This is a genomic window from Sorangium sp. So ce726, from assembly GCF_051521405.1.
Lineage (GTDB): Bacteria > Myxococcota_A > Polyangia > Polyangiales > Polyangiaceae > Sorangium.
Genome location: NZ_CP150349.1, coordinates 3,563,116 through 3,583,655, shown reverse-complemented (window position 1 = coordinate 3,583,655; position 20,540 = coordinate 3,563,116). Strand labels below are relative to the sequence as shown.

6 protein-coding genes are annotated in these 20,540 nt (G+C 71.1%); 4 read left to right on the top strand and 2 right to left on the bottom strand.

What is annotated here, in order from left to right; translation table 11 throughout:
• Window positions 1-22 precede the first annotated feature (22 nt).
• The 4 genes from WME79_RS13540 (at window position 23) to WME79_RS13525 (ending at window position 15,377) form a co-directional block, all read left to right on the top strand.
• The gene (locus WME79_RS13540) at window positions 23-10,345 is read left to right on the top strand and encodes an amino acid adenylation domain-containing protein (RefSeq protein WP_437535246.1); all 10,323 of its coding nucleotides are present in this window, start codon (window positions 23-25) and stop codon (window positions 10,343-10,345) included.
• Between the two features lie 104 nt (window positions 10,346-10,449).
• Window positions 10,450-11,721: a peptidogalycan biosysnthesis protein gene (locus WME79_RS13535; RefSeq protein WP_437535245.1), complete on the top strand. Its 1,272-nt coding sequence runs from the start codon at window positions 10,450-10,452 to the stop codon at window positions 11,719-11,721.
• A 158-nt stretch (window positions 11,722-11,879) separates the two neighbouring features.
• The gene (locus WME79_RS13530) at window positions 11,880-14,201 is read left to right on the top strand and encodes a lantibiotic dehydratase (RefSeq protein WP_437535244.1); all 2,322 of its coding nucleotides are present in this window, start codon (window positions 11,880-11,882) and stop codon (window positions 14,199-14,201) included.
• A gap of 15 nt (window positions 14,202-14,216) precedes the next feature.
• Window positions 14,217-15,377, top strand: a complete 1,161-nt coding sequence (locus tag WME79_RS13525) for a M20 aminoacylase family protein (RefSeq protein WP_437535243.1) — start codon at window positions 14,217-14,219, stop codon at window positions 15,375-15,377.
• Window positions 15,378-15,389: 12 nt separating this feature from the next.
• Here the strand turns inward: WME79_RS13525 and WME79_RS13520 are convergent, their stop codons facing one another.
• Together WME79_RS13520 and WME79_RS13515 are read right to left on the bottom strand one after the other, a co-directional pair.
• Complete coding sequence (locus tag WME79_RS13520; RefSeq protein ID WP_437535242.1) at window positions 15,390-15,914, bottom strand: hypothetical protein; 525 nt, start codon at window positions 15,912-15,914, stop codon at window positions 15,390-15,392.
• 17 nt (window positions 15,915-15,931) lie between these two features.
• Entirely contained in the window at window positions 15,932-20,455 is a 4,524-nt protein-coding gene (locus WME79_RS13515; protein ID WP_437535241.1) for a thioester reductase domain-containing protein, read from the bottom strand.
• Window positions 20,456-20,540 lie beyond the last annotated feature (85 nt).

Below are 20,540 nucleotides of genomic sequence, written 5' to 3'. Positions count from 1 at the left end.
CTGCAACAGAGGTAGTTTGTAGATGACGACGCTCGAACAGCAACTGCGGTACGCCACACTGATCGATCTGCTCGAGGCGCGGAGCGCTGAGACGTGCGGATACAGCTTCCGCGACGACAGCGGGAAGATCGTGGCTCGCATGAGCTACGCCGACCTCGCCCGCCGCGCCCGACAGGTCGCCTCCGCGCTCCGCCAGGTCGCGGAGCCCGGAGAGCGGGCGATCCTGCTCTACGAGCCTGGGCTCGAGTACATCGTCGCCTTCTTCGGCTGCGTCTATGCGGGGCTCGTCGCCGTGCCGGCGTACCCGCCGGATCCGGCGCGCATCGAGCGGACGCTGCCGCGGCTGAGCGCCATCCTGAAGGACGCGCGGGCCGGGGTGGTGCTCTCCACGGGCGCGATCGCGTCGATGGCCGTGCACCTGTTCGAGCGCGCGCCGGATCTCGGCGCGGCGCGCTGGGTCGCGACGGACGAGCTGCCGGCGGAGGGCGAGGGCGCCTTTCGGCCGCCGGCGATCAGCGCGGCGTCGCTCGCGTTCCTCCAGTACACGTCGGGATCCACGGGCACCCCCAAGGGGGTGATGCTCAGCCACCGCAACCTGCTGCACAACCTGGAGAGCATCTCACGGTGCTTCGGCGCGCACCGGGGCAGCACAGGCGTGATCTGGCTGCCGCCCTACCACGATATGGGGCTCATCGGCGGCATCCTCGAGCCGCTGTACCACGGGTTCAACGTGGCGCTGATGTCTCCGCTGACGTTCCTGCGGCACCCGCTGCGGTGGCTGCAGGCCATCTCGGAAGAGGGCGCCACCATCAGCGGCGGCCCGAACTTCGCCTTCGAGCTGTGCGTTCGCAAGAGCTCGCCCGAGGAGCGGCGCTCGCTCGATCTGCGGTCGTGGGAGGTCGCCTTCTGCGGCGCGGAGCCGGTGCGGCCGGCGACCCTCGATCGGTTCGCGGCGGCCTTCGGGCCGTGCGGGTTCAGGAGGACGGCCTTCTATCCCTGCTACGGGCTGGCGGAGGGGACGCTCATCGTCTCTGGCGGGAAAGCGGGCGACGGCCCCATCGTGGGCGCCTCGAGCGCGGCGGCGCTGGAGCAGGGGCGCGCCGAGGAGGCAGCCGCCGGCGAGGCGGGGGCGCGGCTGCTCGTCGGCTGCGGCCGCTCGCTGCCGGACCAGGAGCTCGTCGTCGTGCACCCCGAGGCGCTCACCGCCTCCCCTGCTGGGCACGTCGGCGAGATCTGGCTCCGTGGTCCCAGCGTGGCCCAGGGTTACTGGGGTCGCGCCGAGGAGACGAAGAGCACCTTCCGCGCGCGGCTCGCGACCGGCGAGCCAGGCGAGTTCCTCCGCACGGGCGATCTGGGCTTCCTGAAGGACGGGGAGCTCTTCGTCACCGGGCGGCGCAAGGACCTGATCATCCTCCGCGGCCGCAACCACTATCCGCAGGACATCGAGCTCACCGTCGAGCAGAGCCACCCGGCGATCCGGTCGGGGTGCTCGGCGGCGTTCGCGGTGGAGGTCGACGGCGAGGAGCGGCTCGCCCTCACGCTGGAGATCGATGTCCGGAAGGAGCGAGACCTGCGCGCGCGCCTCGCGGCCTGCGAGGCGGCGATCGGGGCGATCCGGGAGCGGCTGGCCATGGAGCACGACCTGCAGCCGCATGCGGTGGCGCTCCTCCCGCCGGGCAGCATTCCAAAGACCTCCAGCGGCAAGATCCAGCGACACGCGTGCCGCGCGGCGTTCCTCGGCGGTGAGCTCCAGACCGAGCTGCTCTGGCGCGCCGACGAGGTGAGGAGCGGCGCGCGCCTGGATGCGGATGCGGCAGCGGCGCCCGCGATCCAGGCGGGGCCGCCGCGCCCGGCGCCTCGAGGCGACGCGGCGACCGTGGAGGAGCTGCGCTCGTGGCTCTGCGGTTACCTCGCGAGGTCGCTCGGCGGGCCCGCGGGCGGGCTCGATCCGGAGGCGCCGATCACCCGCTACGGCCTGGATTCGCTGCGCGCTGTCGAGCTGTCCTCGAGCCTCGAGCAGGAGCTCGGCGCGCCGGTGCCGCTCGACGTGCTCCTGCGGGGTCCGAGCCCGGACGCGCTCGCGCGGCACGTGGCGGCGCAGCGCGCGGCGGCGTCGCGGCCGGCGGGAGCGCAGACGCCCGCGCTGACGTCGCGGAGAGCGCCGGGCCCGCTGCCGCTCGCGCCCGTGCAGCAGCGCCTGTGGTTCCTGGCGCAGCTCGATCCCGACAACCCCGTCTACAACATCCCTGTCGCCGTGGATCTCTCCGGCGAGCTCGACGTGGCGGCGCTGCAGCGCGCGCTCGACGCGATCGCGCGCCGCCACGAGCCGCTGCGCGCGAGCATCGAGGAGCGAGACGGGAAGCCGGTCCAGGTGATCGCGGCGGAGGGGGCGCTGCCGATCGAGATCGTGGACCTGACGGGCCTGCCCCTGTCCGCCCGGGAGGTCGAGGCGCAGCGGCGGTCGCGCGAGGAGGCGCGGCGCCCGTTCCAGCTCACGCGCGGCCCGCTCGCGCGCGCCACGCTCCTGCGCATCGAGCCGCGGCGGCACGTGCTCCTCGTCGTGGCGCACCACCTCGTGGCGGACGGCTGGTCCTTCGGGGTCCTCGCCCGGGAGCTGTCGGCGCTTTACGGGGCCTTCTCTCGGGGGGCTTCACCCGAGCTCGCGGATCTGCCGCTGGGGTACAGCGACTACGTCCTGTGGAAGCACGAGCGCCTCGACGGCGGCGTCGCCGCCGATCAGCTCACGCGCTGGCGCGCGAGGCTGGCCGGCGCCCCAGAGCTGCTCGAGCTGCCGACGGACCGCCCTCGACCCGCGGCGCAGACCTACCGGGGCGCGAGGTTGCCGGTGCGCTTCCCCCGCGCGCTCCGCGAGGCCCTGGAGGGGATCTGCCGCCAGGAGGGCGTCACCCCGTACATGGCGCTGCTCGCCGGCTTCGCGCTCTTGCTGGGGCGCTGCTCGGGCCAGGAGGACGTGTGCGTCGGCTCCGCCGTCGCAGGCCGCCCGCCGGAGCTGAGCGGGCTGTTCGGCATGTTCACGAACACCGTCGTCCTGCGGGTCGATCTGTCCCGCGCCCGGACCTTCCGGGAGCTGCTCTCGCAGGTGCGCGACGTCGCGGTCGAGGCCTACGCGGACCAGGACGTGCCCTTCGAGCGGGTGGTCGAGCACCTGCGGCCGGCGCGCAGCCAGAGCTTCTCGCCGCTGTTCCAGGCGATGTTGATCTTGCTCCCGGACCGGGAGGTCGATCTCCCGGCGCTGCCGGGGCTCGAGGCGCGCCCGGTGGAGCTCGATCCGGGCACCTCGATGGTGGACCTCACCCTCTCCCTGAGGAGCGGCGCGGACGGCTTCGAGGGGTACTTCGAGTACAGCGCCGATCTCTTCGACGGCGCGTCGATCGCCCGGATGGCCTCGCGCCTCGGCGCGCTGCTGCTGTCGGCGGCCTCGAGCCCCGATCGCCGCCTGTCCGAGGCCACCGTGATGGACGAGGACGAGCTGCGGCTGGTCACGTCCGGCTGGAACGCGACGCGCGCTGCGTGGACCGACGCGTGCATTCATGAGCAGTTCAGCGCTCAGGTCCGCCGGACACCCGACGCGACCGCGTGCGTCTTCGAGGGCGAAGAGATCACGTACCGCGAGCTCGACGCGCGGGCTGACGCGCTCGCGGGCGAGCTGCGATCGCTCGGCGTCGGGCCCGAGGTGATCGTGGGCCTGTGCGCGGAGCGGTCGATCGACATGCTCGTGGGGCTGCTCGGCATCCTGAAGGCGGGCGGCGCTTACCTGCCGCTCGATCCCTCGTACCCCTCGGACCGCATCGGCTACATGCTCGACGACGCCGGCGCGCCGGTGGTCGTGACGGAAGAGCACCTCACGACGCGGCTCGCGGGCTCGAAGGCGCGCGCGGTGATGCTCGGCGGGGGCCAGGGCCGGCCGGAGCCTGGTGCCCCGCCCGCGGCCGGCGCACGCCCGGCCAACGCCGCGTACGTCATCTACACGTCGGGCTCGACGGGGAAGCCCAAGGGCGTCGTCGTGCCCCACCGGAGCGTGGCGAACTTCTTCAGCGCGATGGATCGAGCGCTCGGGCCTGTCGCTCCGGGCGCCCGCTGGCTCGCGGTCACGAGCATCTCCTTCGACATCTCCGTGCTGGAGCTTCTGTGGACGCTCACACGCGGCCTGACGGTGATCCTCCAGGGCGAGCAGCGACCCCGGGCGCCGCGGCCGCAGGCGAAGGGCCGCCCCGGCGCGCGCCGGACGCTCGGCTTCAGCCTCTTCTACTTCGCCGATGACGCCGACCAGGGCGGCGGCGACCGGTATCGGCTCCTCTGGGAAGGAGCCAAGTTCGCCGACCGCCACGGCTTCATGGCGGTGTGGACGCCCGAGCGCCACTTCCACGCGTTCGGCGGTCTGTACCCCAATCCATCGGTCGTCAGCGCGGCGATCGCGGCCATGACGGAGCGGGTCGCGATCCGCGCCGGCAGCGTCGTCCTCCCGCTGCACCACCCGGTCAGGATCGCGGAGGAGTGGGCGCTCCTCGACAACATCTCGCGCGGCCGGGTCGGCGTCTCCTTCGCGTCAGGCTGGCACGCGCGCGACTTCATCCTCGCCCCGGAGCGGTACGCGGACCGCAAGCGGATCATGCTGGAAGGCATCGACGCCATCCGCAGGCTCTGGCGCGGCGAGCGGCTGACGTTCCCGGACGGCGCGGGGACACCGACGGAGATCCAGATCCGGCCGCAACCGGTGCAGCGCGAGCTGCCCGTCTGGCTGACGGCGGCGGGCAACCCGGAGACGTTCGAGGCCGCGGGCCGGGGCGGGATGAACATCCTCACGCACCTGCTCGGCCAGAGCATCGATGATCTCGCGGAGCGGATCGCGATCTACCGAGAGGCGCGCCGCCGCGCGGGGCACGAGGGCGAGGGGCACGTCACGCTCATGCTCCACACGTTCGTCGAGCGGGACGCCGATCTGGTGCGCGCCCGGATCAGCGCGCCGTTCCGCAGCTACCTGCGCAGCTCGGCCGATCTGATGAGGGGGCTCGGCCGCAGCCTGGGCATCGATCTGGACAGCTCTGTCCGCGAGGAGGACCTGGACCTGCTCGTCTCCCACGCCTTCGAGAGGTACGTCGAGACGAGCGGCCTGTTCGGGACGCCGAGCGACTGCCTGGAGCGGGTCGCCCAGCTCAAGGAGATCGGGGTCGACGAGATCGGCTGCCTCATCGACTTCGGCGTCGAACCCGACGCCGTGCTCGCGAGCCTGCCCTACCTCGATGAGCTGAAGCGCCTGAGCGAGCGAGAGGACCGGCGGAGCGTGGAGGACACCTCGGCGCCGCGGCAGATCGAGCGGTATCAGGTGGATTACCTCCAGTGCACGCCGTCGCTGCTGCGCGGCATGATGCTGGAGCCCTCGGCGGGAGCTGCCCTGTCCAGCCTGCGCGCGCTGCTCCTCGGCGGTGAGCCGCTGCCTTTCGATCTCGTCGAGGAGATCCGCAAGACGTTTCCGGGCGCGCTGCTCAACATGTACGGCCCCACGGAGACGACGATCTGGTCCTCCACGCACCTCGTCGAGCGGGCGGCCGGGACGGGGTGGGCGTCCATCGGGCGGCCCATCGACAACACAGCGCTTTACGTCTGCGATCGCCACCTCCAGCGGGTGCCTGTCGGCGTGCAGGGGGAGCTGTACATCGGCGGTGAGGGCGTCACGCGAGGTTACCTGTCACGCCCGGCGCTGACCGCGGAGCGGTTCCTGCCGGATCCTTTCTCCGGCGACGCGGGGGCGCGCATGTACCGGACGGGGGATCGGGTGCGATGGCTGCCGGACGGCACCGTCGAGTTCCTCGGCCGCACGGACCACCAGGTCAAGCTGCGGGGCTTCCGCATCGAGCTGGGCGAGATCGAGGCGATGCTCGCGCAGCACGAGGCGGTCGCGCTCGCGGTGGTCTCGGTCCGTGAGGACACCCCTGGGGACCGGCGGCTCGTGGCTTACGTCGTGCCCGCGCCGGAGCGGTCCGTCGACGAGGCGGAGATCAAGCGCTTCGTGCGCGATCGGCTGCCGGACTACATGGTCCCGTCGGTCATCGTGGCACTGAGCTCGCTCCCGCTCACCGCGAACGGCAAGATCGATCGCAAGGCGCTCCCGCGGCCCTCGGGGGAGCACGCGATGGCCAGCTCGACCTTCGTCGCGCCGCGCACCGAGGTCGAGGGCCGCGTCGCGCAGATCTGGGCCGAGGCGCTCGGCGTGGCCGGGGTAGGCGTCGAGGACGACTTCTTCGCGCTCGGCGGGCATTCGCTCCTCGCGACCCAGGTGGTGGCCCGGCTGAGGAGCGCCTTCGGCGTCGATCTGCCGCTCGGGCTCATCTTCCAGTCGCCCACCGTGGCGGCGATCGCCCGGCACATCGAGGAGAGCGCCGGCGCCGCCGAGCTCCTGCCGCTCCGGCGCGTCCAGCGAGCGGGGCCTCTGCCGCTCTCGCTCGCGCAGGAGCGCATGTGGTTCCTGCACCAGCTGAGCCCCGAGAGCGTCGCGCAGAACGTGGCGTGGAGCGTGCGCTTCTCGTCGGCCATCGACCCGGCCGCCCTCGGGCGGAGCGTGACGGAGCTGTCGAGGCGGCACGAGATCCTGCGCACGAGCTTCCCGAGCGTCGACGGGCGGCCGGTCCAGCGCATCGCCCCGCCGGCGAAGGTCCCGGTGCCGGTCACCGATCTGCGGGGCTTGCGGCCGGACGCGCGGATGGACGCGGCCCGCGAGCGGCACCTCAGGCTGGCGCTCCAGCCGTTCGATCTCGACGAGGGGCCGCTCCTGCGCATCGAGCTGCTGCGGCTCCGCGAGGCCGAGGACGAGCTGGTCGTGGCGCTCCACCACATCATCACCGACGGCTGGTCGCTCGGGGTGCTCGTCCGCGAGATCACGGCGCTCTACGAGGCGTTCTCCAGCGGCCGGCCGTCTCCCCTGCCCGAGCTGCCGATCCAGTACGCCGACTTCGCCGTGTGCCAGCGGCAGTGGCTGAGCGAGGAGTCGCTCGCGGCGCAGCTCTCCTACTGGAAACAGGCGCTCGCCGGCGTCCCCGCCGTGCTCGAGCTGCCGTCCGACCGACCGCGGCCGCCGGTGCTGAGCTACCGCGGCGGACGGCACGCGATCCGCGTCTCGACGGCGATGACCGAGGCGCTCAAGGCGCTCAGCCGGCGCGAGGCGGTGACGCTGTTCATGACGCTCCTTGCGGCCTTCCAGGTCCTGCTCCACCGCTATTCGGGGCAGCAGGACATCGTCGTGGGCTCCCCCGTGGCCGGGCGGAGCAGGCAGGAGCTCGACGGGCTCATCGGCTTCTTCCTCAACACCGTCGCGCTGCGCGTGGACCTCTCCGGCGATCCGAGCTTCCTCGATCTGCTCAAGCGGGTGCATCGGACAGCGCTCGAGGCGTACGCTCATCAAGATCTGCCGTTCGACAAGCTGGTGGAGGAGCTGAACCCGGCGCGGAGCCGCGCCCATGCCCCCCTCTTCCAGGTGATGTTCATCCTGCAGGATCCCACTGGCGCGTCGCGGGCCGAGGCGCTGGAGACCGAGGAGGTCTTCACCGGGACGGCGACGTTCGACCTGACCCTGGCGCTGACGGAGGCAGATCAGCAGCTCGGGGGGCATATCGAGTACAACGCCGATCTCTTCGATCCGCCCACGATCGCCCGGATGGCGGCGCACCTCGAGCAGCTCCTCGAGGGGATCGTGCGTGATCCGACCCGCCCGATCTCGTCGCTGCCGCTCCTGCCCGCGGACGAGCGGCGGACCCTCCTCGACGACTGGACCCGCACCGAGATGCCGTTCCCCGAGGAGGAGTGCTTCACGGCGCTCTTCGAGGCCCAGGTGGAGCGGACGCCGGGCGCGATCGCCGCGGTGGGTGAGGGTGGCGCCTCGTTGAGCTACCGGGCGCTCGACGAGCGCGCGGACGCCCTCGCCCGCGCGCTCGTGCGCCACGGCGCGGGGCCGGACGAGGTGATCGCGCTGCTCGCGGAGCGCGGCCTCGACTTCCTCGGCGGGATGCTCGGCGTGTGGAAGGCCGGGAGCGCCTACCTGCCGCTCGATCCGTTCCACCCGCCTCACAGGATCGCTCAGGTGCTGGAGAGCAGCGGCGCGCGGCGCGTCCTCGTCTCTCGACCGCTCGAGGCCGTGCTGCGGCGCGCCCTGGAAGGGATGGCGGCCGCGCCGCAGATCCTTCGCCTCGAGGAGGCGCTCACGCCGGGCGCCGAGATAGCGAGAGCTCCGCTGCCGCACGCTCGCCCGTCGAACCTCGCCTATGTCATCTATACGTCGGGCTCAACGGGAGCTCCCAAGGGGGCGATGGTCGAGCACCGCGGCATGCTCAATCACCTCTTCGCGAAGGTGCAAGATCTCGAGCTCACCGCGGAGGACTGCGTCGCAGAGACCGCCTCTCAGTGCTTCGATATCTCGGTCTGGCAGTTCCTCGTCGCGCTCCTCCTCGGTGGTCGCGTTCACATCCTGGGAGAGGAGGTCGTCCGGGATCCCGCCCGGCTGCTCGCCGCGATCGAGGAGCATCGCATTTCGATCGTGGAGCTGGTCCCTTCCATGCTTCGCGCGGTGCTGGCGGAGGCTCGCTCGATGGAGCGCACGCCGCTGCTGGCGGGGCTCCGGTGGATGGTGGCCACCGGAGAGGCGTTGCCGCCGGAGCTGTGCGCGCAGTGGATCGAGGCCTATCCCGAGGTGCCGCTCCTCAACGCCTACGGTCCCACCGAGTGCTCCGACGACGTGACGCATTACCGCGTGCGGGAGGTGCCCACCGCGGCGCACGTCCCCATCGGGCGCTCGGTCGCGAACATGCGCCTCTATCTCCTCGATCGGCAGGGTCAGCCCGCGCCGATCGGGGTTCCGGGCGAGCTGTTCGTGGGCGGTGTCGGCGTGGGGCGCGGCTACCTGCGGGATCCCCGGCGTACGGCCGACGTGTTCCTGCCCGATCCGTTCTCCCCCCTGCCCGGGGCCCGCATGTACAAGACCGGCGATCTCGCGCGGTACCTGCCGAGCGGTGACATCCAGTTCCTCGGCCGGCTGGACCACCAGGTCAAGGTGAGGGGTTTCAGGATCGAGCTTGCCGAGATCGAGTCGACGCTCAAGCGGCATCCCGGCGTGGCCGAGGTGGTCGTCGTGGCCAGGGAGGACCGGCCAGGGGACAAGCAGCTCGTGGCGTACGTGGTGCCGGCCGCCGGCTCGCCGCGCTCCGCCGCCGTGCTGAAGGAGCACGCAAGGGAGCTCCTGCCCGAGTACATGGTGCCCGCGTTCGTCGTGCTGCTCGACGCGCTGCCGCTCAACGCGAACGGCAAGGTCGATCGCAAGGCGCTCCCGGCGCCCGATCGGAGCGGCGCGGCGGAGAGCTTCGTCGCGCCGAGGGACGCGCTGGAGCGAGATCTCGCGGCGATCTGGGCCGCGGTGCTGGGCGCCGAGCGCGTGGGCGTCCGAGACGACTTCTTCGACCTCGGCGGCCACTCGCTCCTGGCCGTGCGGCTCATGGCGGAGATCCAGGCGCGCATCGGCCAGCGGCTGCCGCTCGCGGCGCTGTTCCAGGGGGGGACGGTGGAGCGCCTCGCCGCGCTCCTCCGCGATGAGGGGCGCCTCGATCCGAGCTCGCCGCTCGTGACGATCACGCCCGGCGCCGAGCGGCGGCCGTTCTTCTGCGTCCACCCCGTGGGGGGTAACGTCCTGTGTTACCGCGAGCTCGCGCGGCAGCTCGGCGCGGAGCAGCCGTTTTACGGGCTGCAGTCCCCGGGGCTGGACGGGGCCCAGGCGCCGCCGGCAAGCGTGGAGGAGATGGCGGCGCTCTACGTGAGCGCGGTGCGGTCGGTGCAGCCGTCGGGGCCTTACCTGCTCGGCGGCTGGTCGATGGGGGGCGTCGTCGCGTTCGAGATGGCGCGGCAGCTCGAGCGCAGCGAGCAACGCGTGGAGGTGCTCGCGCTCATCGACGCGCAGGTCGACGGCGCCCGGCCCGGGGCGCCGCCTGCGGACACGGATCACCTCCTTCACGCCCTGTTCGACCACGATCTGGCCCGCGTCGCCGGCGGCAGCCTGCCCCCCGAGGACGCGCTGCCGGCGCTGCGCCGTGTCTTCATGAGCAACATGAAGGCGCTCTATGGGTATGACCCCGGACCGTACGGCGGGACGCTGACGGTCTTCCAGGCCATCGACGGGCGGGCTTCGTCGCCGGATGCGGCGGACGCCTGGCGGCGGCTGGCGCCCTCAGGCGTCGAGGTCGAGCGCTTGCGGGGCGACCACTATTCGATCCTGCAGGCGCCCGGCGTCGAGCAGGTCGCCCGGAAGCTCCGCGCGCTCATCGAGCGGGCCCGGCGCGAGGCGCCCTGAGCGGGCCCGCGCCGCGCATGGACCGGCCCCATGCCGGCCTCGCGCGGGGCCGGCGCGCCTCTTCGCGGCGCTCGGGTGCAACGAAAGGAACGCCATCGGTGAGATTGACGACGACCATCTGCACATCCCTCGACTCCGTGGACGACGCGGAGCTCGACAACGTCACGGCGGAAGCCGACCTGTTCCTCGATCGCCGTTGGCTGCGGATGCTCGACGCGCTGGATCTGGCGCCGCTCGTCCGGGGGGAGCTGTCCCTGCGTTATGTGCTGGTGCGCGAGGGGACACGCCTCATCGCCGTTTGCCCGTTCCTCGTCACGCGCAGTCGCTCGATCTACTATCATTATTCGCTGGAGAAGTTCTTCTTCGTCTCCTGGCAGGACGAGCTCGTCAGGATGAACCCAGAGAGCGCGCGCTGGAGCCAGTGGGTCGTCCGGGCGGTCAACGCCTACCGGGCGTTCGCCCGGGCGGCCCGCGCAGGGATCGACGGGTGGGTGCTCGCCGCGAGCCCGCTCAGCTACCGCGGGGGCATCGCCGTGGCGCCGGTCGATCCGGCGGCGGTGCAGGAGGTGCACCGCGCGGTGCTCGACGCGCTCAAGGACGAGGCGCGCAGAGAGCGGCTGCCGCTCTGCTTCTATGGCGTCGACGCCGAGCGCGCCGAGCTCAGGAGATCGCTGCGCGGGAGCGGGTTCGAGGAGGTCTTCCTCGTCTATGACAACCGGCTGGACACCGAGTTCAAGACCTTCGATGACTACCTCGCGCGCTTCCAGACGAAGGAGCGAAAGTCCTTCAGGCGCGACATGAGGAAGGTCAGCGAGGCCGGTATACAGTTCACCGTGACGCCGAATTTCGGCTCCCTCGGCGGCGATTTCGAGCGCCTCTACGAGACGACGTACTCGAAATACGGTGAGGAGCACTTCCGTCACCCGGAATCGTTCTGGGCTCAGCTCGAGCGCCACCTCGGCCCGAGGGCGGAGGCGATCGTGGCGCGCAACGGCTCCACCGTCGTCGGCTTCACCTCGATCCTCCACAAGGGGGACGACCTCTGGGTCTACCGCGTAGGCCGCACCGAGGATCAGGGGCTGGACGACTCGCTGCTGTATTTCAGCCTCGTCTTCTACGAACCGATCAAGCGCGCCGTCGCGCTCGGCGCCAGGCGGATATGGCTCAGCGGCGGCACGTGGAAGACGAAGCGGCGCCGCGGCGCGGTGGGTCAGCCCCTGTACAGCTACATGTGGTTCCCCTCCTCGTGGTCACGAGCGCTCCTCATGCCCTACCTGTCCCTGTTCTCGCAGATAAGTCATGCCGAGATGACCAAGGTCGTCGCCCCTCCGAGCGCCCCGGAGACGGGATCTCCGGAGGCCGCAGGCGACGCGTGAGACACGCGCGGCGTCGCTCGAACCAGAATCCCTGCCACGGATGAGAAATCATGTCTGTCACGATGAAACTCGCCGCCGAAGCGCCTGCTTTAGACATTGAGGGCCAGGCGCGCCGCCCGTCCGAGCAGGACGTTGAAGGCGGCGCGTCGCGCCACCTGGTGCCGCTGGCCGGGGGACCGTTCGGGCTGTGGCCTTTCGCGTGCGTTCGCGGCGCGGGGTTCGCGGCGCAAACCATCCTGTCGCTCGCGGCCCCCGGGACCGCCGCCATGCTCGACAGGGCGCTCGACGCCGAAGGGGCCGCCCCGGAGAAAAGCGGGATCCACGCGGATCTGCAGCGCTCGTTCGAGGTGGAGACAGCGCGGGTCAGCGAGGCGCTGCGCGCGGCGGTGCAGGACGACCGATTCCGCGAGGCGGTGGTCTGGCAGAACAGGCGCGCCCTTCACACGGGGCTCGACGGCCTCCTGCGCAAGGCGCCCGGCCACCGGGACAAGAAGACGCGGCAGAGAGAGGCGCTGGTCGCGGCCTACCTGCAACGCTACTGCGTCAAGAACGACTCCATCGGCTTCTTCGGGCCCATCGGCTGGTGCCGGATCGGCCTTGGCCCCGAGGCGATCGTCGCCCGGCCCGGGCCAGGCCTCCTCGCCGCGCGGAGGGTCTACTTCGAGAGCTGGGCCATCGACGCTATAGCGTCGCGGTTGAGCTCGGACCCGGAGCTCAGGCCGTTCGCGGCGCCCCGGCTGCTCGCCTACATCCGCGTCGATGGGGGCGCTCTCCAGGTGCCGACCCTCGGGGCCATGCCGCTCACGCCGGCGCAGGCTGCGGTCCTCGAGGGCTGCGACGGCGTGACGACCGCGAGGGCGCTCGCGAGGCGGCTCACCAGCGACCCGTCGCTCGGGCTCAGCGGCGAGGCAGAGGTGTTCGAGATCCTGGACAGGGCGTGCGCGATGGGCGTCCTCGCCTGGGACTTCGAGGTCGCGCTGCAGCTGTCGCCCGAAGAGGCGCTGCGGCGCGCGCTCGTGGGGATCGAGGATCAGGCGCTCCGCGAGCGAGCGCTCCTGCCCCTCGACGAGATCGAGCGGGCGCGCGACGAGGTCGCCGCCGCGGCCGGCGACTCCCGGGCGCTCGACGCCGCCATGACGCGCCTGGAAGACACGTTTCACCGGCTGACCGGCGCAGCCACGACGCGCTCCGATGGAGAGATGTACGCGGCGCGCACGCTCGTCTACGAGGATTGCAGGCGCGACCTGGATCTGGAGATCGGCGCCCCGCTGCTCCAGAAGCTCGCTCCGCCGCTGTCGCTGCTGCTGCTCAGCGGCCGCTGGGTGACGTACGAGGTCGGGCGCCGTTACCTCGGGGTGCTGCGGGGCCTGTTCGAGCGGCTCTCAGCGGAGCAGGGCGGCGGACCGGTCGAGCTCACGGTGTTCCACAAGGCCCTCGCGGAGATCGAGCCGTGGATGCGGGAGATGCGCGGCACGCCTGAGTGGGTCAGGCAGGTGCAGCAGGAGCTGCAGCGCCGCTGGGCCGAGATCCTGAAGGTGCCGGCCGGCGCGCGCTCCGTCGAGCGGGATCCGGCCGCGCTGCTGCCGGACGTGCAGCGCGCGTTCGACGTGCCGCGCCCGGGCTGGGCCAGGGCTCGATATATGTGCCCTGATCTGATGATCGCGGCAAAGGACGTGGAGGCCCTGGGCCGGGGGGAGTGCGAGCTGGTGATGGGGGAGATGCACCTGACGCACACGCTGACGGCGTCCTGCTTCGCTGTCCAGCACCCGTCGATGCGCGAGCTCATCGATCTCTGGGAGCTCGACAACCCGACCCCGAGCGTCATCCCCGTGCTGCCAAAGGCGCAATGGTGCCAGCGCATCAACGAGCTCGCCCTGGGCTCCGAGGACTTCCGATATGCGTTCTCGCGGGAGCCTTCTCCCGCGCCTGCGGCGCGGACGCTGCGCGTGTCGGACCTGGTCGTGGTGGACCAGGACGGGGCGCTGGAGGTCCACGCGCGGGGCGGCGCCTACCGCGGCGGCCTCCTCGATTTCATGGGCATGATGCTCTCGTCGATGGTCACCAACGCCCTCGACGTCCTGCCGGCCGAGGACCACACGCCACGGCTCAAGATCGGCGATCTCGTGGTCGCGCGCGAGCGGTGGCGCTTCGTCGCGTCGCAGGTGACCTTCGCGCGCGAGGAGGAGCCGCTCGCTCGCTGGCTCGCGGCGCGGCGCTGGCAGCGCGAGCACGGGCTGCCGCGGTTCATCTTCCTCAAGTCGCCCTTCGAGGCCAAGCCGTACTACGCGGACCTGGACAGCCCGATCTTCGTGGACACCATCGCCAAGATGCTCCGGCGGGCCAGCGAGCTGGACGCGTCGGCGAAGGTGAGCGTCGCCGAGATGCTGCCGTGCATCGATGAGCTCTGGCTGACGGACGCGGAGGGCAAGCGGTATACATGCGAGCTCCGGCTCGTCACCTTCGACGCAAAGGGACTCTAGGAAGGGACCTTCGCCATGCCCACCATCGATCGAATCAACGCGTTCCACGCTGAAATGACCGCGTGGCGCCGTGATCTCCACGCCCACCCCGAGACCGCGTTCGAGGAGGCCCGCACCTCGGACCTCGTGGCGGAGAAGCTCTCGTCCTTCGGCCTCGAGGTCCACCGCGGCCTCGCGAAGACCGGCGTCGTGGGCACGCTGAGGGCCGGGTCGGGCCGCCGCGCCATCGGGCTCCGGGCGGACATGGACGCGCTGCATGTCCACGAGGCCAATACGTTCGCCCATCGCTCGCGGAACGAAGGGAGGATGCACGCCTGCGGTCATGACGGACACACGGCGATGCTCCTCGGCGCCGCCAAGCACCTCGCCGAGACGAGGGCCTTTGACGGCACCGTCCACTTCATCTTCCAGCCCGCCGAGGAGAACGAGGGGGGCGGCCGCGTGATGGTCGAAGACGGCCTGTTCGAGAAGTTCCCGGTGGAGGCCGTCTTCGGCATGCACAACTGGCCTGGCATCCCCACCGGCCAGTTCGCCGTGATGCCCGGGATCATGATGGCGAGCTTCGATATCTTCGAGATCAAGATCACGGGCCGCGGCGCCCACGCGGGGATGCCTCACCACGGCGTCGATGCGATCGTCGCGGGGAGCGCGCTCGTGCAGGCGCTGCAGGCGATCGTGAGCCGCAGCGTGAGCCCGGTCGACGCGGCGGTGGTCAGCGTCACGCAGTTCCACGCCGGCGACACGTGGAACGTGCTCCCGGATGAGGTCACGCTGCGCGGCTCGGCGCGGGCGCTCAAGCCCGAGGTGCAGGCGCTCGTCGAGGGGTCCCTACGCCGCATCTGCGATGGCATCGCCGCCGCTCATGGCTGCACGGTCACGGTGCGGTACGAGCACCGCTACCCGCCCATCATCAACACACCGAACGAGGTCGCCATGGCGATCGCGGCGATGACGCAGGTGATCGGCGGTGACAAGGTGCACACCGACATTCAACCCACGATGGGCGCCGAGGACTTCGCGTTCATGCTGCGCGAGAGGCCCGGCGCCTACGTCTGGCTCGGCAACGGCGTCGCCGGCGAGAGCCGCATGCTGCACAACCCGGGTTACGACTTCAACGACGAGATCCTGCCCATCGGCGCGAGCTACTGGGTGACGCTCGTCGAGCAGACGCTGTAGAGCGGCAGAGCGCTATTTCACCAGGCTGAAGTAGCAGACCAGGCGGAGCTTGCCGAGGATCCGCACATACGCCTGACCCAGATAGAGCCCCGGGGAGACCTCGCGCATCTCGTCCGCGACGTGCCTGGCGAAGAAGGGGTTCTCGGGGCGGTCGTAGTCGAGGTGGAGCGCATCGAAGTCGCCGGCCCGGGAGCGGCCGATGAAACTATCGAAGTGAAACCTCTGGCGCGCGTCGTTGAGCATGCGGTTGTACCCCTCGCCACGGCGGTCATCCCGCAAGGAGAACGTCTTGCCGGCCCACGTGTTCGTCTCCCGGACGAAGTCGCTCAACCAGGCCGCGAGCGGCGGCTTCACACCGCAGATCATGACCAGCTTTCCGCTCATGTCGCCGCTGGCGTCGGTCAACCTCGGCGTGCTCGCGCCCCGGTAAACCGCGAGAAGCGCGTCGCTGTCGAGCTGTTGCAGGCTGTCGGCGGTGTAGGTGCGGGTCGATCGAGCGGACGGAGCGCTGTTCGAGCGCTGCTCTGTGGCGTGCATGGGACCTCCGAGGTTGTCTAGTGAGACGGGTGGGAAGAGGGAGAAGCTTCATGCCGAGGCTCGTCGCGGGGCGTCTTCGGAGGCGGCGGGATGAGGCCGAGCGCAGTCATGTGCCCCAGCAAGCGGTGGAGGAACGCCTCGCCGAGCTCCGGCGCGCCCCCGAGCGCCGTCTGCTCCCGCAACGCGCGGTGGAACTGCGCAGCGTCCATCCGCGGTCGCGGCACCGTGCCCAGCGGGTAAGCCCACGTCTCGAGGAGCACCGACGTCGACTGCTGCTGCCGCGGCTCCGCGAGGGCCAGGAGCTGTTCGCGGAAGCGCGCGAACCACGCGCCGTGCTCGGCCACCTGCGTGATCGGGTAGCCCGCCGTGCGGGTCCAGCCGATGAAGCTGTCGAGATCGCCAGAGCTGCCGATCACGTGATAGGTGCGGTGAGCGCGGTCCCGCCCGAGCGCGAGGGCGGTGACGGCCTCGGCCACGAAGTCCACCGGCAATCCGCCGAAGACGTGGCGATCGGTCTCCGGTGTCGCATAGAACGACCTCGGCGCGAGGGCGGTGTTCACCAGCCCCGAGAGCAGATGGGTGAAGTAGTCGCTCGTGTTGAGTTGCCCGACGTGGCTGCGGTGCCCGAGGACCAGGCCGCAGCGAAACACGTTGACCGGCGCGCCGAAGCGCTCGTGCACCTCGCGCAGCAGCACCTCGCCGGCCCACTTGCTCGACGCATAACCGCACGCATACCCCCCGTCGGCCGGCCGCTCCGCGAGCAGCGGTGCGTCCTCGCGCACCGTCTCCGTGCACCCGGGCACCACGGTCGAGGCCACGCTGGACACGAAGTGAACGGCCTTGATGCGGCGGCGGATCGCGAAGCGCACGACCTCCGCCGTGCCGAGCACGTTGGGCGCGAAGAGCTGCTCGTAGGACAGCGCGTGGTTCACCATCGCCCCGTTGTGCACGACGCTGTCCACCTCGCCGCACAGCGCGTCGTACACCGAAGGCGCGAGCCCGAGCTGGGGCCGCAACAGGCTGCCAGCGCGCACCTCCAGCCGCTCACCCGCCGCGTCGAGCCGGCGCACGAGCTCCGGCGCGCCCGCGCCGAAGCTCCGGCGCAGGCGCTCGCGGGCCACGCTGTCGCTCGGCGCGCGCACAAGGCACACCACCTTGCCTCCGGCCGGCAGCCGATCGAGCAGCTCGAGGAGCAGGAAGCGGCCGAGGAAGCCGTTTCCGCCGGTGAGCAGCACGACCCGCTGCTCCTCGCGCGCCGGCTCCGCCTCGGCTCCCGCCCGCAGCTCCTCCGCCAGGAGCAGCCGGTCGAGGCGCAGATCCACGGCCCGGAAGACCTCCGCGCCTTCGCCATGGATCGACGCGGCGGTGATCGCCGCCGTGCCCCCTGCGCGCGAGGCCCCCTCGCCGGCGCCGCCGTCGAGCTGGATGCGGTAGAGGAGCTGATCGGCCAGCTCACCCATGGTGGCAGCGTAGACCTCGGCGAGAGGCAAGTTGACACCCAGACCGGCCTCGATGCGGGCTACCAGCTCGACCGCCGTCAGCGAATCGAGGCCCGCTTGCGAGAGAGGCACGTCAGCGATGCTCGCCCCCTTGGGGCGCTGTCCGGTGATCTCCGCGACCAGCGCGTCGAGGTGATCGAGCAGCAGCGCCCTCCTCTCCTCGGCGGCCGCACCCTGGAGGCAATCGAGGACTGGAGCAACGGAGATGGCCGGCGCTCGCTGCCTCATGACGCGAGACTTGCCGGAGCGCCTCCCCGCCCGCTGCTTGGCGCTCCCAGCCTCGGGCGCGGCCGCGCCGTCGAGCGCGCGCAGCTCCATCTCCGCGGCGATGACTCCGCTCGTGGAGAGCTGGAGGAGATAGGGCGCCGCCTCGCGGGTCCGCGCGAACGCCTGGCCGTGGAGCAGATTCGGGAAGAAGAGCGAATACATGCGCAGGGGGCTGAGGACCGCCTGAGCCTCTACCGGATGGACGTCGGCGAGCAGGTCCGCCACTGCCTCCAGCCCGCTGATGCGGCCAAACTCTTCGAAGAGGGACCTGAACCAGAGCCTGGACAGCCGGAGGCGCGCCTCGTGCGTCAGGTTCAGCGCCGCGAGGTGGGCCGCATCGGTGACCACGTGCTGGATCTCCTCCTGCCGATGCGCCGCCTGGACCGCCAGCCATGCAGGCTTCATGCGGCCGGCGTCGGGCAGCAGCTGGTCGTAGAGGTGAATCGAGCTCTCCTCGAAGAAGACCGCATACAGCCAGAACAGGTAGTGAGCCCCGGCGCCTTCCACGTCGAAGAGATGCACGCTGCGACGGTGAGCCGCGACGCAGGGGGCGATGTACTCGTCGAATCGAGCGACCAGCTCGGGCTTCTGCCGGCGCAGGTGCTCCGCGTAGCGGCGGAACAACAGGACGTGTTTCTCCTCCTCTTCGCGCAGGAGCGTCATACTGCGGGTCGAGATCATCCTGTCCATCTCCCCGCCGGTGTAACGGAGGACCTCCTCCTCCACGCTGATGAACACCTCACACGTCGACAGCGCCATGGCCCACTGGAAGAGCTCGTTCGCGGCCGGATTGCGCCCCAGCTGCTCGCCGTCGACACCGAACGTGCCGAGCCATGTCGGGCCGAAGTGTTCCCCGGGGGCGTCGAGCTCAGCCCAGGGGACATCCCGCTCGAGGTCGAACCGGTAGCGCGTGCTCCGTCGCTCGACCTTCGCCCAGATGTCGGGTGACCCGCTGTAGAACGCAGGCTGCGCGTCATCCGGCGTGGCGCGCGCAACAGGCACGCTCGGCTCATCCACGCGCTGCCATGTCAGGAGCACCTCGAGGCTGCCGGCCAGAAAGCCCTCCTTGCAGGCGTGGCGCTGGATCTTCCCGCTCGACGTCTTCGGGATGCTGCCCGGCGCGAGCAGCGCCACAGCGCGCGGCTGGACGTCATGCTCCTCGGCGACCGCGCGGCGAACGCCCGCGCTGACCGCTTCCAGAGCGGCCTCCCCGCCCTCGCTGCCCTCTCCGCCGCGGCGGCGATCGATCTCGGCGACCACGATCAGCTGCTCCTGGCCGTCCAGCTCGACAGCGAACGCCGCCGTGCACCCCGGGCGCACCGACGGATGGCTCCGCTCCACCGCCTGCTCGATGTCCTGCGGATAGTAGTTCTTGCCGCGGAGGATGATGAGGTCCTTGCAGCGACCCGTGATGTAGAGCTGCCCGCCGCGCAAGAAGCCGAGATCCCCGGTGCGCAGGAACGGGCCCTCTCCGGTGTCCAAGAGGCGCGCCCCGAACGTCTCGGCCGTCTCCGCGGGGCGGTTCCAGTACCCCTGCGCCACGCTCGGCCCGGCCACCCAGATCTCGCCCACCTGCTCGGCCGGACAGCGGGTCTTCCGCTCCGGATCCACGATGATCACCTGCTGGTTTGGCGCGACCGGCCCGTTGCCGACGAGCGGCTGGACCCCGCCCTCGCCCTCCCGGGCCTCCTCGATGCGCCCTTGCTGGAGGGTGTCTCTCCGCACCGAGAGTGTGCCTGCGCTTGAGCCCAGCCAGCCTCCGGTCACCATGAGCGTAGACTCCGCCAGGCCATAACAGGGGAAGAAGGCCTCTCTCCGGAAGCCGCGCTCCCCGAAGGCCTCAGCGAAGCGCTCCAGCGTCTCCAGCCGGACTGGCTCGGCGCCGACGAACGCCACCTGCCAGCGGCTCAGGTCGAGCGCAGCGCGCTCCGCCGGGGAGATCCTGCGCGCGCAGAGGTCGTAGGCGAAGTTGGGTCCGCCGCTCGTCGTCGCCCCGTAACGGGAGATGGCCTGGAGCCAGCGGAAGGGGCGTTTCAGGAAGTCGAGCGGAGAGAGCAGCGTGCAGGAAGCGCCGGCGTACAGCGGCTGGAGCACCTTACCGATGAGCCCCATGTCATGGTAGAGGGGCAGCCACCCCACGCCGATCGACGCGTCTGTATGGCCGAAGTTCGCCTGGATCGCGCGCGAGTTGTGCAGCAGGTTGCCGTGGCTGACCCTCACGCCCTTGGGCGTCCCCGTGGAGCCGGAGGTGTACAGAAGGAAGGCCAGCGTGTCCTCCTGAAGCGACGGCATGCGCCAGTGCGCCCCGCCGTCGGCCAGCACGTCGGTGGCGACCCACCGCATCGCCGCGAGGTCCGGAGCGGTCTCCACGAGCGCGCCAGCGAACGCGGCGATGGTCGAGGTCGTCAGCGCGAGGCGCGCCTCGGCGTTCGCCACGATGGCGGAGAGGCGCGGCAAGGTGCGAGCAAGGCGTGACGGGTCGGGCGGATAGGCCGGGACAGCGATCGCGCCCGCGTAGAGGCAGCCAAGGAAGGCGGAGATGAAGTCGAGCCCCGGCGGGTAGAGCAAGAGGACGCGCTCCCCCGGCGCGCCAAGATCCTGGAGCGCGGCCGCGATGCTGCGCGCCTCCCGGTCGAGCTGCGCGAAGGTGCGGGTCACCTCCTCCGACTCGCCGTCCACGAGGAAGCGGAAGACGAGGGCGTCGGGCCGCTCACCCGCCCAGCGCTGGAGGACGTCGATCCAGTTCTTGGGATTGTCCGAAGCACAGATATCCATATCCACCTCCTCGCTCGCGGCGCCGCCCGGGGAACCGCCGCGCGGCAGGCGCTCTCTGCGTTCTTCCCCCTCGGATCCACCGGCG